This window comes from Colwellia sp. SU-HH00943 (assembly GCF_057546125.1).
This window is the reverse complement of the sequence record NZ_BAAJLW010000001.1, coordinates 708621-724429: the sequence shown is the minus strand read 5'-3', so window position 1 is coordinate 724429 and position 15809 is coordinate 708621. Positions and strand designations below refer to the sequence as shown.

The following is a 15809-nucleotide window of genomic DNA, read 5'->3' as shown; positions in this document are numbered from 1 at the left end:
AATTTAGTGGGTTGTTATGCTAGATAATCTATGGAAAAAGAAAACCACCATGATGGTAGGGATCGATATTGGCTCCCACGCTGCCAAAGCGGTTTTACTCAGCCAAGGTAATAATGGCTATATTTTAGAAGACTATGCTATAGAACCAATGACACGCGGTGCAGTTATTGATCGTGAAATTCAAGATATTGAAGCTGTGGGCAATGTCATTGCTAAAATTCGTCAAAACATTTCTATGAAAGCTAAAGATGCCGCAGCAGCTGTGTCAGGTCAAACAGTTATTACCAAAATCATCTATATGGATGTATCGCTTAGCGAAGATGAACTTGCAAGCCAAATAGAAATTGAAGCAGATAGCTTGATTCCTTATCCACTGGATGAAGTAAGTTTAGATTTTGAAACATTAGATGTGAATGAATCAGATCCAACTAAGGTCAATGTTTTATTGAGTGCCGCGCGTACAGAGTCCATAGAAGCAAGAGTGGCGGCATTAGAAGCCGGTGATTTTAGTACTAAAGTTATCGATGTAGAATCGTATGCCGTTAGTCGCTCCCACGATTTATGTTTATCTCAACTACCTGAAGATGCACAGGAAAAAGTTGTTGCTATTGTCGATATTGGCGCAACAATGACCTTGTTTTCGGCTACGAAAGCTGGGAAACATATTTATAGCCGAGATCAAATGTTCGGTGGCGAACAATATACTCGTTCAATTGTTTCTTATTATAATAAAACATTTGAAGAAGCCGAAGTTGCTAAAATTACGAATGACTTGCCCCCTAATTACACCTTCGAAGTACTAGCCCCTTTCCATACTATTTTAATGCAACAAATACGTCGTGCAATTCAAATGTTTTTAACTTCCAGTGGTATAGATAAAGTAGACTATTTAGTTATTTCAGGTGGTTCTGCCTCTATCGAAGGAGTAGAAAAACTTTTAACAGACGAGCTTGGTATACATACTGTTATTGCAAACCCATTTAATGATATGGAAGTTGCAAAGACAATAAATGAAGAGGAGTTAGCGAAAGTTGCTCCACAACTCATGGTTGCAACAGGGTTAGCATTAAGGAGTTTCACGCCATGGCATATATAAACCTGCTTCCTTGGCGCGAAGAAGCACTAAAAGCCAAACAAAAAGAATTTTTTACTATTTTAATCGCTGTATGTTTGCTGGCTTTTGCGCTAGTTTTTTCTGTCAATTTATATTTTCAGGCACGTGTTGATGGCCAAGTTGCACGTAATCAATTTTTGAAAAATGAAATTCAAAAACTTGATATTCAGATTGCTGAAATTAAAACATTAAATAAGAAAAAAGAAGAATTACAAAAAAGAATAGATGTTGTTGAACAGCTCCAGCGTAGTCGAAATGTTGGTACACAAGTATTAGATGAAATTGCGAAAATTATCCCAAATGGTATTTATATTACTCAGCTTGATAAGCAGGGTAATACCATAGAAATTACGGGTAAAAGTGAATCTAATAACCATTTAGCCAACATGATTCGTGCGATTGAGTTGTCAGATTTATTCACTGATGCAACACCAGAATCAATTACCTCAGATGATGGTTCACCTAAATTACTAAGTAACTTTAGGATGAAAGTAAAAATTAAAGGTTTAGTTAATGACCCTGATGCAGGGCTTGCAGATGTACCTCAGGGAGCTGGAAAATGAAATTTGATGCTTCGCAATTTGAAAATCTTGAGCTAGATAATATTGGCCAGTGGCCTCCTGCTGCAAAGTTAGTATTAACTATCTTTTTAGCTATTGTAGTGATGGCGTTAGGTTACGTTGGTTTAGTGAGTGGCAAAATAGAACAACTTGAACGTGTTTCTGCAGAAGAAGTTACGTTGAAGTCTTCATACCGTACTAAATATCATGTTGCGGCAAATTTAGAGTTATTTAGAGCGCAAATGATTGAAGCAGAGGATATTTTTGCCAACCAATTACGCAGCCTGCCAAACAGTCACGAAACACCAGGCTTGCTTGATGATATTACCTTTATCGGTACGACTAGTGGTCTTGATTTTGTAAAATTACAATGGCAGCCCGAAATTAGCAAAGAGATATATATTGAATTGCCTATTGATATTGAAGTCAATGGCTCTTACCATTCGTTTGGTAATTTTGTAAGTAAAATCGCAGGTTTACCTCGTATTGTTACCTTACATGATTTCACCATCAATATAACGGATGTTGGTGCTGAAGTGTTGAATTTAAAACTTGAAGCAAAAACCTACCGTTATCAAGGAGCTGAAATAAAATGAGGATATTAGTTTTATTGCCCCTGCTTTTTATAAGCGGTTGTTTTGATGATACTAGCGACCTTGTTGCTCATATGGATAATGTGAAAGCAACTACTACTAGTCAGATAGATCCTATGCCTGAAGTTCATCCATTTAATCATTATGATTATTCTGCTCATGATTTACGTAGTCCGTTTGTGTTACCTAAGCCAGAAGTTATTCAGCAAAAGATACAGCAAATGTCAGGATGTTTAAGCCCAGATCCTCGTCGTCGCAAGCAACCGTTAGAAAAATTTGCCTTAAGTGACTTAACTATGCGTGGCACTATGGGAGATGATGGTGTTTTGTGGGCCTTAGTTGAAGCTTCAGACTTTACATTACATAGAGTGTCTAAGGGCAGTTACCTGGGTTTGTTTAATGGAAAAATTTCGGAAGTGAGTGCTAAAAGCGTGAAAGTTATAGAATTAACACCTGATGGTGCAGGTTGTTGGGTGGAGCGAGAAACCATGATGAAAATTGCTCAAACAGAATCTCAAGGGTAAAGGAAATAATAATGCTATTTAATAAAATGAAAAATTATAAAATCTTTACTGGTGTTGCCCACAGGCAACTATTTTGGTTGATATGTTTAACAATGTTTGCGCTAGCTGCCACAGCGTTTACGGCTAAAGCCGAGCAAACTAATAATAGTAAACTATTAGGTCTTTCATACAATACGATTCAGGATGATCAAATTGAATTAGTCTTTGAGTTTTCATCAGATATATCAGCATTACCTGCTGTACAAACATCTATGAATCCTGCTTTTGTGGAAGTAAGTTTTGATGCTAACTCATACAATGAAAATATCAGAGAAACTTTAGTAAACCATGCTGGCATAACGAATGTTGTATTAGATGATAGCTCAGGAAAAGTAGTCGCATTAATTAACCTTGAAAAACTCTCTGTATTTGATGTTGCTCTAAACGAAAACCAGTTTTCAATTACCTTTAACTACGGTCAATCAGCGCAGATTGTTGAAGAATTAAGCCCTGCAGGTGAGCAGTTTATTAATCATGTTAAATCTTTAGACTTCCGTCTAGGAGAAGGCAATGCCGCCGAAGTATTAGTTTATTTAGAAGACAGTATGGTTGCTGTTGATGTAAATGATAAATTAGGAAAAGTGAATGTTGAGTTTCACAACACTGAAATAATTGAAGACTTACTTTATAAATTAGATGTAACTGATTTTGGTACTATTGTTACTGGTATTGAAACTTTCAAAGAGGGTCGCAATGCTCGCTTAGTTATTGATGTTAACTCACATTTTGAGTTTTCTCATAAACAGCATGATAACTTGTTTGTGTTGACGGTTAGAGAAAAAGAGAAGCAAGCACCGGGGTATTTAGGTGACAGTGATGACTTTACCGGTCGTACCATTTCTCTAAATTTCCAAGATATTCCTGTAAGAACAGTTCTACAAATTATTGCTGATTATAATGAGTTTAACCTCATTACCAGTGATACAGTGACTGGTAATATTACCTTGCGTCTTGATGGTGTTCCTTGGGACCAAGCGCTTGATATTATTTTAAAAGTTAAAGGCCTTGATAAACGCATGCAAGGTAATATTTTGATGGTAGCGCCAAGTGATGAATTGGCTGCTCGTGAAGCTAAAAACCTACAAGCTCAGCAACAAGTAGAAGAGTTAGCACCATTGTATTCTGAATATGTACAAATTAATTATGCCAAAGCTAATGAATTTGCTGAGCTAATTAAAAATGAAGATACCAGTATTTTATCAGCACGAGGTAGTGTTTCTGTTGATGAACGAACTAATACTTTGTTAATTCGCGATACCGCCAAGAGTATTGAAGATATTAAACGTATGGTTAATATTTTAGATATTCCAGTACGACAAGTTGTTATTGAAGCACGTATGGTAACGGTAAAAGATAATATCAACGAAGAACTAGGCATTCGTTGGGGTGTAACTGATACTAATGGTGAATATGCAACTTCAGGCTCTTTAGAAGGAGCTGATTCAGCTGCGGCAGGTATTGTCCCAGCACTAAGCGATCGCTTGAATGTTAATTTACCTGTAGCAAGCCCAGCTGGTGCTCTAGCGTTTCAGGTGGCACGTTTAGCTGATGGTACCATTCTTGATCTTGAGCTAAGCGCGATGGAAAAAGAAAATAAAGGTGAGATAATTGCTAGTCCGCGTATAACCACAGCTAACCAAAAAGAAGCTTATATTGAGCAAGGTGTTGAAATTCCATACCAAGAAGCAGCTTCTAGTGGTGCAACCGCCACACAATTTAAAAAGGCGGTATTAAGTTTAACTGTTACACCACATATTACGCCTGATGATAAAATCATTTTAGATTTAGTCGTAACACAAGATACTGTTTCTGATGTACAAAGTGGTCAAGCACCTGCGATAGATACTCAGCGTATCGGCACTCAAGTTCTGGTAAATAACGGTGAAACTATTGTTTTAGGTGGTATTTATCAACAATCAATCATAAGTACGGTTTCGAAAGTACCTGTCCTAGGCGATATTCCATATTTTGGTTGGTTATTTAGAAATACAAATCAATTCAATGAGAAAAAAGAGCTACTTATTTTCGTAACTCCTCGAGTAGTAACCGAACATTTTTAACATTAATTATTAATATGTTAGTCAGTAAGTGAGGATTTTACCTTACTTACTGACAATGTTGCTTGCATTCTTACCCTAACAATTGCGATAATTACGCCCTTGAAATTCCCGAGGGAGACCTCTAAAACGTCAAAGAATTATAGCAACAGCTGTAAATAGACTATCTTTGATAGGATCCGTAACAAACGAGTATTAAGTAAATCTAATGGCAGAAAAAAGAAATATCTTCCTAGTTGGCCCTATGGGCGCAGGTAAAAGCACAATTGGTCGTGAGTTAGCTGACAGACTACATCTTGAGTTTTTTGATTCTGATCAGGAAATTGAGCGCCGTACAGGAGCTGATATAGCTTGGGTTTTTGATCTTGAAGGTGAAGAAGGTTTTCGTAAGAGAGAAGAAACTGTTATTGAAGACTTAACCGAAAAGCAAGGTATTGTTTTAGCGACTGGCGGTGGGTCAGTTATTAGTGTTCAAGTTCGTAACCGTTTATCTGCACGTGGTATCGTGGTTTACCTTGAAACGACTATCGACAAGCAAGTTGCGCGTACTCAACGCGATCGTCGTCGTCCTCTTTTACAAACAAAAGAAGAGCCTCGCACAGTGTTAGAAAATCTAGCATTAGAACGCAATCCACTTTACGAAGAAATTGCTGATGTAGTGATAAAAACTGATGATCAAAGTGCCAAAGTTGTAGCACATAAAATCATTGAACGTTTAGACTTTTAAACTCACTATACTCATCGATTAGTAATCACTTATGTCAACACTTCAACTTGATTTAGGCGCTCGAAGCTACCCTATTTATATCGATACAGGCCTATTTGAAGATGCAGAGCTATTTGCTAAGCATATTCGCAGTAAACGAGTTTGTATTGTCACAAATACCGTTGTAGCGCCATTGTATTTAGAAAGCCTCAAAAATAAGCTCACAAACTTTACCCTTGATGAGGTTATCCTCCCTGATGGTGAAGCTGAAAAGAACCTCGCAAACTTTGAAGTTATCATGTCACATTTATTGGCCAATGGTCATGGGCGTGATAGTACATTAATCGCTTTAGGTGGCGGTGTAATTGGTGATATTACCGGATTTGCAGCAGCATGTTACCAACGTGGTGTTGACTTTATTCAAGTGCCAACAACATTACTTTCTCAAGTTGACTCTTCTGTTGGCGGTAAAACTGCAGTAAATCATGTCTTAGGTAAGAACATGATTGGTGCTTTTTATCAGCCAAAAGCTGTGGTTATAGACATCAACAGCTTGTCTACCTTACCTATTAGAGAATTTAATGCAGGTATGGCCGAAGTGATCAAGTACGGCATACTAGGCGATAAGGACTTTTTCGATTGGCTAGAGCAAAATATTGATGCGATAAAAGCGAGCGACAAACAAGCTTTATCATTGATGATTGAAAAATGTTGTCAATGTAAAGCTGATATTGTTGCTTGTGATGAAACTGAAGCAGGTGTTCGAGCATTATTAAACTTAGGCCATACTTTTGGGCATGCAATAGAAGCAGAGCAAGGCTACGGAAACTGGTTACACGGCGAAGCTGTTGCCACTGGCATGGTACTTGCTGCTAAGTTAGCAGTAGCAATGAATTTGCTTGAAGTGTCAGAACTTTGTCGAATTGAGTCACTTATTAAGGCTTTTGATTTACCTCTGGTTGCGCCAGAAAATATGAGCTTAGAAGACTTTGTTCGTCATATGCAGCGAGACAAAAAAAATATTGGTGGAAAACTTCGCTTTATTGTTCCTACCAGTATTGGTCAATCTGAAATTCGCGATGATGTCACTGTGGAGATGCTTCAACAAATTCTATAAACATTAGGCTTCCTAACTTCACTAGGAAGTCATTCTTATAGAAAGGGTTGAATATGTCCGCATTAGTCAATACGCGAGCAAATCAAAATAATAACCAATCAGCTTTTAGCAGTGTTAAACTTTCTGCTGTAGACAAGCCTACAACGACCATCAGTGTTACTGCTCGCATAGATTATATTCAGCGTTTCTCTCAGCATATGGCTGTAGTAATCGATAACAACCCTGCTGTTTACTCGCAATTATCTCGTCAATATTTAGCGAATATTAGTCAAGAAAATGAACAACAAGAAATAAATGTAGCTTTCCTGGCAGCATCAAACAAATTGAATGATATTCAAATGCGCTGTCGTTTGATTGAACAGCTATTTGCTAATACGTTATTTGACCCAGAACAATCACTAGCTGTCAGCCTTTCTCGTCTAGCCAGTAAAAATAATGATGCCATTACTATTATTATTGAGCACGCCCATTCTTTATCATTACAAATGAAGTATGAATTATGCCAGCTTGTAGATGTTGCTAAGAAGACTCAAAGCAATATCAATGTAGTACTTTTTGGTTTAGAACAAGTGGCACAAGACATTGCAAAAAACAAAGCTATATTTGATAAAAAAGTCAGTATAGTTGATGCTAATAACGGTCAGGTATTAGCGATAGATCATGCTAGGTTTAAAAATAAAGCGGCAATGTTCAAGAATGAACCTTGGATCAAGATAACTGTTATTTCACTTCTCAGTGTATTAGCAATCGTTTTTGTTACGCTAATTTTTATCGATTATAAAAACATTAGTTTAACTCCCTTTATAAAAGAGCCCGTAACCGAGCAAGTTGCAATCGTTCAACCAGTTAAGAACACCCCGATACAATCAGTTGAGTTAGCAAGTATTAACGATATTCAATTGGCACTGTTCGAGCAGGAAAGTATAGAAGTTAAGCAACTAGCATCAGCTGAAAGCTCTGATATTTTACAAGCGTTAGCTTTGTCCGAATCTAAGGCAAGTATGCAAGCAAAGGTGGTAGAAACTCCGATTAATGTATCAGTAGTTACCGAGCAGTTACCTGAAAAAGCACAACCAATAGTTAAATCTGAACTTATTAGTACTCCTGAAGCATTTATTGATAATGCCTATTACTTGAATACAGAACAAGGTTATGTAGTGCAAATAACGGGCTTTACTGATTCATCAAGATTAGCGCAATTTATTCAGCAGCACAGTGAAATTGAATTTTATCGTTATCAACGATTGTTAAACGATAAAGCTTTTATTGTTTTGACTACACAAATATATAAGGATAAAGCAGCCGCTAGAGATGCACTCACCGAATTACCTGAATCCTTGCAGGGGCTTGGCGCTTTCTTAAAGTCAGTTTCAACAATTAAACAGGAAATCAATACCGTTAAACCTTAATTCAAGCTACAATCACCCGTGAAAAGGAAATGGCAAATACAAAGTATTATTTGTCCATATAATCATCACGGGTTTAACGCAGTAGTATGAACAAGCAATTTTGTGCCTTAATAAAATGGGTTATTTACCCCTGTAAATTTATACTTTTTAAAGTACTTAGAACTGCGTTATTATCTTACCCACGTCCATTTTCTATGTTAGCTATAGCTACTATTAACTTATAGGTTCTTTTTGTGACTAAAGCTAAATCACAAGCTGGTATGAGATCTGCCTTAAAATGGGCTGGCGGGAAAAAAAAAGTTGTTAATGAAATTGCTAACCTTTTACCTGTTAAAGGCAAGAAAAGGCTTGTTGAGCCTTTTGTAGGCGGTGGCTCAGTCTTTCTTAATTTAGACTTCGATGAATACCTGTTAGTTGATATGAATAAAGACTTAATTGCTTTGTTTAATATCATCAAGAAACAGCCTCAAGCATTTATTACCGATGCACAAAGTTTTTTCCAAAGTAATAATAACCAAGCGGAAAGATACTATAGCTTGCGAAGTCAATTCAATCACTCTACTGATCCGTATGAGCGTTCGTTATTGTTTCTGTATTTAAATCGGCACGGATATAATGGCTTATGTCGTTATAATAAAAGTGGTGGTTATAATGTGCCTTTTGGCCGATATAAACATCCTTACTTCCCAAAGGCAGAATTAGAATATTTTTCTGAAAAAGCTCAGAATGCAACGTTTATTCAAGGGGACTTCGAAACGGCATTTACTCAATTAAATGCGCAAGATGTTGTTTATTGCGATCCGCCGTATTCACCCATAAACCCAACGTCCAATTTTACTGCTTATGCGGGAAACTCTTTTACTGATGAAGATCAAAAACGTTTAGTTGCTTGTGCTGAACAAGCGAAATCAAAGGGTATTCCTACTTTAATATCTAATCACTATGTGGATTTTACTCGTGATTTATATCAAGGGGCGACTAAAAAGAAGCTCTTTCAAGTTCAACGTTCAATAAGCCAAAAAGGTAACGGTAGAGTGAAAGTGAAAGAGGTATTAGCGCTTTATAAGTAAACTGAGTTTAGTTTACTTATAAAGTTTGATGGCTCTCTTAGTCAAAAGAGTCTTGGAATTTATCTTTTACTTCAACCACTCGATCTAAGCAGTTGATAAATGCTGGTACTAACTCAGGGTCGAAGTGTTTACCACTTTCTTCTTCTAATAGGGCGATGGCTTTTTCTACAGGCCAAGCTTTTTTATAGGGACGTTCTGAGGTAAGTGCATCAAATACATCAGCAATAGCAACAATACGGGCACTGAGAGGAATATCTTTTCCTGATACACCATTAGGGTAACCACTACCATCATATTTTTCATGATGATTTAACGCGATTTCGCGTGCCATTGACAATAAATCAGAGTCATGGGTACCGAGAATGTCGACACCATATTCAACATGCTTTTGCATTATTGCCCATTCTTCTTCATCTAGCTTACCTGGTTTTAATAACACGCGATCTGGAATGGCAATTTTGCCAATATCATGCATGGGTGCTGCGGTGTAAACTAACTCAACCCATGTATCGTTAGCCTTTATTTCTTCAGCAAGAAACTTTGAATACCAACTCATTCTAACTACATGTAAGCCTGTTTCATTATCTTTATATTCCGCGGCACAACCTAGACGTTGTACAATTTCTAAACGGGTATCATCAAGCTCTTTTGTTCTTTCTTTAACCAGAATTTCTAGTTCGCGTTGCTGATTGTATAGGGCGAGTTGTGTTTTTACTCTGGCTAACACAATAGGTACGCTGATGGGTTTGGTAATGTAATCAACTGCACCTAGCTCAAAACCTGCTTGCTCATCTTTGACTTCTGTTTTGGCGGTGACAAAGATGACAGGAATATTAGCTGTGACAGGGTCAGCTTTTAAACGTCGACATACTTCATAACCGTCCATGCCGGGCATCATAATATCAAGTAGAATAATATCAGGTTTGTTTTTAGCTGCTACTATTTTTAAAGCCAGCTCACCATTAATAGCGGCTTTAACTTTATAGAAAGGTCTTAAAATACCACTTAACACATCTAAGTTATCTGAATTATCATCAACAATTAAGATTGTTGCTTTGTTGATATTGTCTGTTGATATAGCCATGTATGCTCCTATAACTTATTGTTGTGCTTTTACGTTAGCGATAAACTCGGTTAACGTTTGCTCTGCTTCGCTAAACTCATAACCTTCGATTTGAGCGATTATTGTCGAGAATGTTTCTTCCTCTTGAGTGCCTGATAATTGCGTCAAAATTTGCTCTGCAACTTCAATAGCATCAGTTTCGAAATCTTCTACTAATTCAAGTAATTGTGCTAACTTTTCAAACATACTTTCATCAAAAGCAAAATGTGTTAAGTCTTTGTCTTCATTTTTATGAGATTGATGTTCCTGACAGAAAGCCCTTAACTCAGTTAATACTAACGCTAATTGCTCATTAGTTCGCTTAAGGTATTCACTAACCTCTGTGTGCTCTGGTGCGTTTTCACTATCAGTTGCCTTAACGTCTGCACAAGCATGCTCTAACTTTCCGGCAATTTCTTGTAATGTGCTAGCGCCAATATTACCTGCACTGCCTTTGAGTGTGTGAGCAAAACGGGTTGCTGATTCAAAGTCTTTTTCCTGCTGTGCTTGAACAAATATTTCATTAAAGTTTTCTTGACCAATAATAAATTTATTAAGCAGTTTAATGTACAGTTTACTATTACCATTAGTCACGGCTAAACCCGCCTCTACATTAATATGTTCAAATTCAGGTAATGCTTCTTCAATGGTTGCAACCTTAGGTGTTGTTGACGCAACGATGGGTGATGAGGGTTTAACCCATTTAACAATAGTGTTGAACATATCGCTTACGTTTATAGGTTTAGTGATATGGTCATTCATACCTGCAGCTAAAACACGTTCTTTATCACCTGCCATAGCATTCGCGGTCATGGCGATGATAGGGAGTTCTGGATAATCTTTTCGAATAATACTTGTAGCCGTTAATCCATCCATTACAGGCATTTGAAGGTCCATTAATACACCATCATAATCATGGTTAGCCACCATCTCGACAGCCAGTTCACCATTTTCGGCTAAATCAGTGATAATGCCAGCCTGATTGAGTAGCTCTAGTGCTAACTCTTGATTGAGCTCATTATCTTCAACCAATAAAATTTTGCTACCAGCTAAGCGTTGTTGATTTTCAATCAGGGTATCATCACGTTTGACTTCTCTACTGGCACGTAACGCTATATCCCCATGAAGATGCATCATTTGATCAAATACACTTGAGGCAGTTACAGGTTTTACTATAACGCTGTCTATTGATGATTTTATTTCTTCGAGTGCAACTTCATCATGTGCTTTTGAAGTCACTAATATAAAGTTTTTACTCGTATAATTGTTTTGTTCTTTTATGGTGTTACAAGTTTCAATACCGTCTATGCCAGGCATTTTCCAATCAACCATAATAAAATCAAAAGGACTAGTAGCTTGTTTGGCTATTTCTATTGCTTGAGTACCGCTATTTGCGCTAACTACTTTACAATCAAAAGACTCTAAAATAGATTTTAAAACATCGAGTGCAATGGCATTATCGTCAACAATTAAGATCCGTTTGTTATTCAAGAATGATTTTTGTTCTTCGATGAACTGACTATTACTTAAATCTGAAGCCTTAAATTTAGCGGTAAAAAAGAAGCTACTGCCTTTACCTTCTTCACTTTCTAGCCAAATTTCACCTTCCATCAGTTCAACTAGTTTTTTGGAGATGGTTAGTCCTAACCCTGTGCCACCATATTTTCGGGTAGTAGAGCTGTCTGCTTGACTGAAAGATTGGAATAACTTGCTTTTTTGTTCGTCATTCATGCCTATACCAGAATCTTTCACTTCAAACTGAACAATGATGTCATCGGAATTTTTAGGCTCTGGTTTTTTAATTAATTTCGCTGATATCACTATTTCGCCATGCTCGGTAAATTTAACCGCATTGCCGGCGATATTAATCAATATTTGATTCATTCTAAGCGGATCACCTTTGAGCATTAAAGGTACATCTTTATCAATATCAAATAATAGCTCTAAATTCTTTTCATAAGTTTTTAAACCGATGATATTGGACAAATCATCTAATACGTCGTGAAGGTTAAAATCGATATGCTCTAGGTCTAACTTGCCAGCTTCAATTTTAGAAAAATCTAAAATGTCATTGATGATGCCTAATAAAGATTCTGCCGCGTTATAAACTTTAGAAACATAGTTTTTCGGCTTTCTGTCTAAGCCACAGCCTAAAGCTAAATGCGACATGCCCATAATGGCATTCATTGGGGTTCTAATTTCATGACTCATATTCGCTAAAAAGTCCGACTTTGCTTTACTGGCATCATCAGCTAATTGTTTCGCTTCAATTAAGGCAAGCTTAGCTTCATTCTCTTTGCTTATGTCTCTTATGCCGAGAATGAAAAGCTCTTCGTTATTGATATTAATTGGCGTAAATAGTGTTTCTGCTGTTAACGTTTCTTGTTCACTTGTCACTATGGTGGTTTCTATAATCTCACCAACAGGAATTGATGAAGGATCGTTAATATAGTTTTTTATTTCTCTCAAATGATCCTCTAGTCTATCTTCAGGCACCATGATGGATAAGTTTTGTTGAACTAATTCTTCCTTAGTTGCTTTAAATAAAATACAAGCAGCCTCGTTCACCTGAATAATCACTTCTTCTTTATTAAAAATGACTAATGCTGTAGGAGCCGATTCTAATAATTGCTCAGTACGATAAGCAGACTCATCAGCTAATTCTTTGGCTAACAACAAGGCATCTTCTGCTTGTTTTTCTATTGTAATATCTCGCACCATGACAACGGCATATAAGCCATCATAGAAATATACTGGTGTATAAACCGCTTGTATATCAACTAAGTGTCCTGCTTTGTTTTTTACTCTAAAGTCTCTATCTAGCGTTTTAGTATCAATAGTTATTTCTTCAGTAAAAAATTTTTCTAACAGGTTTTCATGGCTTTCAGCCTGCTCATCAGGAATAAACAAATTAACGGATTTTCCAATAATATCTTCTTTGTCATAACCAAGTAATTCAACACCCGTTTGATTAATTTTATCTACTTTGTTATCACGGTTCATTATCACCATGCAAACGGGTAGGTTTTCCAGTATTTTTTCAACGCGTTCATTTTCTTGTATTCGTTGTGTAATATCTTGAAAGGCAATAACCGCAGCTAATTCTGATTCAGGATCATTGACAGGGGATATACTAATCTCAAGCGGTATGATTTTATCGTCGTTAATAATGACATCATCACGAGGAATTCTAATGACTTCTTGCTTTTGGATGGCTTTATAAATATTTGTGTCTTCAAAGCGTGTGCCTGAAGCTTTTCCTCGTGCAAAAAGGGAGATAATACTGTGTTCTATTATGTATTGTTCAGAGTAGCCGAGTATTCTTGTGGCTGATTCATTGGCAAATGAAAAGTTACCTTGTTGATCGACACCTAAAATACCATCAGCAACTGAGCTGTTAATTAAATTACTTTTTAATTCTGACGCGGCAAGTTCTTTTGTTCTTTCATTTACTTGTTCTGCTAATTCATCGCGAGAACGACGACTTATTTCATTTGCTCTTCTTGAAATTGAAATCATGAAAAAAGCTAATGAAAAAATAAGTGTACTTAAGATGAGTAAACCAATATATAAAATATTTCTAAATCGGTAGTAGTCACCAAAAAGCTCGTCATAATCTATTTCACTGACGATAGTAAAATTAAAATGATTAAAGGACAGCCATTGCCCTACAACAAAATTACCACGGTAGTCGGTATAGCCATCTAAGTTTTGACCATCTAACTTAAATCTGGCTGCGTGTACTATTGGGTTGTTTTCAACATCAGGTAGACGTAAATTTAGAATTGTATTTTCCCCAAAAGGGATAACCCCCTCTTGTTGCAAAGCATCATTGAATCGGCTTTCTGATAACATGTAGCCTTGATCATCAACAGCATAAGTTTCAAAGGTTTCTCCTAAGCGGCCATCTATAAACAATTTTGAAAATTCAATATTAGGGTCATAGCGTAATGCCATCACAGCAATCACGTTTCCTTGTTTATCTTTTACTGGGCTGGCGACAAATATTTCAGCATCGTTGTCGTTCGGCGCTTTATTTCCGTCAATATCGACATTAGCCCATACTGGCGGGATAAAATTTGAATAGCCATTGATGACTTTATCAAATAATTCAGGTCGTTGAGATTTGATTGTCGATGTTTGACCTTCCGCGGCTTGTATGTAGTTTAATAAATATTTACCGTTTAAATCACTTAAGGTATAAGCTCTTCGGTTTAGGGTGGTGAACGGGCGCTCTGTGAAAAAATCACGCAATTGCTGCTTAGTTTGTTTTAAAAGCTCTTGGTCATTATTTTTATCAGCAATAGTGAGTGTTGTTGCTAATTCTATAAATTCATTATTCTTAGTAATATTTCGAGCAAATTCGTTACGTTCTTTGTACCAGCCTTTAAGGGCTTTTTCAGTGACATCACGAGTAATATCAAAAGTTTCTTGTTGATCGAGAATAACTTGCTTTCTGAAGTCGTCTAAAAATACTTTTATTACACTGAATAAAGCCAAAATAATTAACACTAATAGCGTATAAAAACTTAGCCTAAAACTTGTCGTGTCGAACTTCATCGCAATAATGTTATCAAACCGCTTGGCGATAAAAATAATAAATAAAATAACACTAGTGGCAATAATAATGGCGTAAAGAAGTAAGGTGTCTAGGTCTAATGCTTTGTCTTTTATAATAGAAAGATCTTTCTCGATTTTTATGGGGTCAGTCCATTGCGACTGATGCTCAGTCATATAATCTTTACCAAGTTTGTCAATTCCCCAATTGATTAACTCAACAAGTTCGGGCTTATTTTTGTTAATACAAAAACCTATATTTAAACTATTAAATCTACTTATTGCTACCGGTGAGGTGTTGGGGAAATCATATTTATTGGTCATATACTTGTATAAATATAAATAGGTAATAAAGCCATCTACCACACCTCGCTCAACTTGTTCATAGCCTGAAATATTACTATCAACTTCAATATTTTGGGCTGATAGTTCTTTCACAAATTCAGCATCAGCATAGCCTTTAATTGACGCTATTCTGCTTGATGATTTAATGTCACTTTCATGTTTGATATCACTATTTGAATTGACGACAAGTATGGGGGTCATTTGTAAAAAGGGTTTTGAAAATAGCACTTCACCTTGTCTTGATTCTGTGTTGCCGCACACCGCAATGGCATCAAGTTTATTGTCTAATAACTTATTGTATTCATTGGTAAAGTTAGAAATGGATGTAGCTTGTAAATTTATTGGTAAGATATCAGAAAGCTGTTGTCGAATAATTTTCCCAACACCAGCGGGATCGCCATTTTCATCAACATAATCAAAAGGCGGGAAGGTTGAATCAACGCCTACGGTAATTACCGGGTTCTTGTGGGCCCATTTCATGATATGTTCAGGTAACTCTTGGGCATAAGAGCTTTGAATCCAAATAATGAAAAGTATAAAAAATTTACCCAATAGTGATGCAGTTTTTTTCATAATGGTTAATGACTTAGTTGATTATTAACGATAATTCGTTTTA

Annotated in this window: 11 protein-coding genes; 9 read left to right on the top strand and 2 right to left on the bottom strand. The window is 36.6% G+C overall.

What is annotated here, in order from left to right:
• The first annotated feature begins 16 nt into the window (after positions 1-16).
• From AC27GZ_RS03160 to AC27GZ_RS03120, 9 genes are all read left to right on the top strand, one after another.
• Positions 17-1096 (top strand): pilus assembly protein PilM, encoded by a 1080-nt coding sequence (locus tag AC27GZ_RS03160; RefSeq protein ID WP_487093417.1) that lies wholly within the window; start codon positions 17-19, stop codon positions 1094-1096.
• A complete protein-coding gene (locus AC27GZ_RS03155) occupies positions 1084-1677 on the top strand; it encodes a PilN domain-containing protein (RefSeq protein ID WP_487093416.1) in 594 nt (197 codons plus the stop codon). Before AC27GZ_RS03160 ends, AC27GZ_RS03155 begins: the two co-directional genes overlap by 13 nt.
• Positions 1674-2270, top strand: a complete 597-nt coding sequence (locus tag AC27GZ_RS03150; protein ID WP_487093415.1) for a type IV pilus inner membrane component PilO — start codon at positions 1674-1676, stop codon at positions 2268-2270. The genes AC27GZ_RS03155 and AC27GZ_RS03150 overlap by 4 nt, the downstream gene beginning before the upstream one ends.
• Positions 2267-2791 (top strand): pilus assembly protein PilP, encoded by a 525-nt coding sequence (locus AC27GZ_RS03145; RefSeq protein ID WP_487093414.1) that lies wholly within the window; start codon positions 2267-2269, stop codon positions 2789-2791. The genes AC27GZ_RS03150 and AC27GZ_RS03145 overlap by 4 nt, the downstream gene beginning before the upstream one ends.
• A gap of 11 nt (positions 2792-2802) precedes the next feature.
• Positions 2803-4890 carry a type IV pilus secretin PilQ gene (locus AC27GZ_RS03140; protein ID WP_487093413.1) on the top strand — a complete coding sequence of 696 codons (2088 nt, stop codon included), beginning with the start codon at positions 2803-2805 and terminating at the stop codon, positions 4888-4890.
• A gap of 205 nt (positions 4891-5095) precedes the next feature.
• Entirely contained in the window at positions 5096-5614 is a 519-nt protein-coding gene (aroK, locus tag AC27GZ_RS03135) for a shikimate kinase AroK (RefSeq protein WP_487093412.1), read from the top strand.
• Positions 5615-5645: 31 nt separating this feature from the next.
• Positions 5646-6710: a 3-dehydroquinate synthase gene (gene aroB, locus AC27GZ_RS03130; protein ID WP_487093411.1), complete on the top strand. Its 1065-nt coding sequence runs from the start codon at positions 5646-5648 to the stop codon at positions 6708-6710.
• Positions 6711-6763: 53 nt separating this feature from the next.
• A complete protein-coding gene (locus tag AC27GZ_RS03125; RefSeq protein WP_487093410.1) occupies positions 6764-8119 on the top strand; it encodes an SPOR domain-containing protein in 1356 nt (451 codons plus the stop codon).
• A gap of 260 nt (positions 8120-8379) precedes the next feature.
• Positions 8380-9189 (top strand): Dam family site-specific DNA-(adenine-N6)-methyltransferase, encoded by an 810-nt coding sequence (locus tag AC27GZ_RS03120; protein WP_487093827.1) that lies wholly within the window; start codon positions 8380-8382, stop codon positions 9187-9189.
• 37 nt (positions 9190-9226) lie between these two features.
• Here the strand turns inward: AC27GZ_RS03120 and AC27GZ_RS03115 are convergent, their stop codons facing one another.
• Both AC27GZ_RS03115 and AC27GZ_RS03110 read right to left on the bottom strand, forming a co-directional pair.
• Positions 9227-10273, bottom strand: coding sequence for an HD-GYP domain-containing protein (locus AC27GZ_RS03115; protein WP_487093409.1), 1047 nt, complete (start codon positions 10271-10273; stop codon positions 9227-9229).
• A gap of 15 nt (positions 10274-10288) precedes the next feature.
• Positions 10289-15766 (bottom strand): response regulator, encoded by a 5478-nt coding sequence (locus tag AC27GZ_RS03110; RefSeq protein WP_487093408.1) that lies wholly within the window; start codon positions 15764-15766, stop codon positions 10289-10291.
• Between the last annotated feature and the right edge of the window lie 43 nt (positions 15767-15809).

Excerpts from the sequence above, each read along its gene's own strand:
- AC27GZ_RS03160 (WP_487093417.1), top strand. The coding sequence starts at position 17 with ATGCTAGATAATCTATGGAAAAAGAAAACCACCATGATGGTAGGGATC.
- AC27GZ_RS03155 (WP_487093416.1), top strand. The coding sequence starts at position 1,084 with ATGGCATATATAAACCTGCTTCCTTGGCGCGAAGAAGCACTAAAAGCC.
- AC27GZ_RS03150 (WP_487093415.1), top strand. The coding sequence starts at position 1,674 with ATGAAATTTGATGCTTCGCAATTTGAAAATCTTGAGCTAGATAATATT.
- AC27GZ_RS03145 (WP_487093414.1), top strand. The coding sequence starts at position 2,267 with ATGAGGATATTAGTTTTATTGCCCCTGCTTTTTATAAGCGGTTGTTTT.
- AC27GZ_RS03140 (WP_487093413.1), top strand. The coding sequence starts at position 2,803 with ATGCTATTTAATAAAATGAAAAATTATAAAATCTTTACTGGTGTTGCC.
- aroK (WP_487093412.1), top strand. The coding sequence starts at position 5,096 with ATGGCAGAAAAAAGAAATATCTTCCTAGTTGGCCCTATGGGCGCAGGT.
- aroB (WP_487093411.1), top strand. The coding sequence starts at position 5,646 with ATGTCAACACTTCAACTTGATTTAGGCGCTCGAAGCTACCCTATTTAT.
- AC27GZ_RS03125 (WP_487093410.1), top strand. The coding sequence starts at position 6,764 with ATGTCCGCATTAGTCAATACGCGAGCAAATCAAAATAATAACCAATCA.
- AC27GZ_RS03120 (WP_487093827.1), top strand. The coding sequence starts at position 8,380 with ATGAGATCTGCCTTAAAATGGGCTGGCGGGAAAAAAAAAGTTGTTAAT.
- AC27GZ_RS03115 (WP_487093409.1), bottom strand. The coding sequence starts at position 10,273 with ATGGCTATATCAACAGACAATATCAACAAAGCAACAATCTTAATTGTT.
- AC27GZ_RS03110 (WP_487093408.1), bottom strand. The coding sequence starts at position 15,766 with ATGAAAAAAACTGCATCACTATTGGGTAAATTTTTTATACTTTTCATT.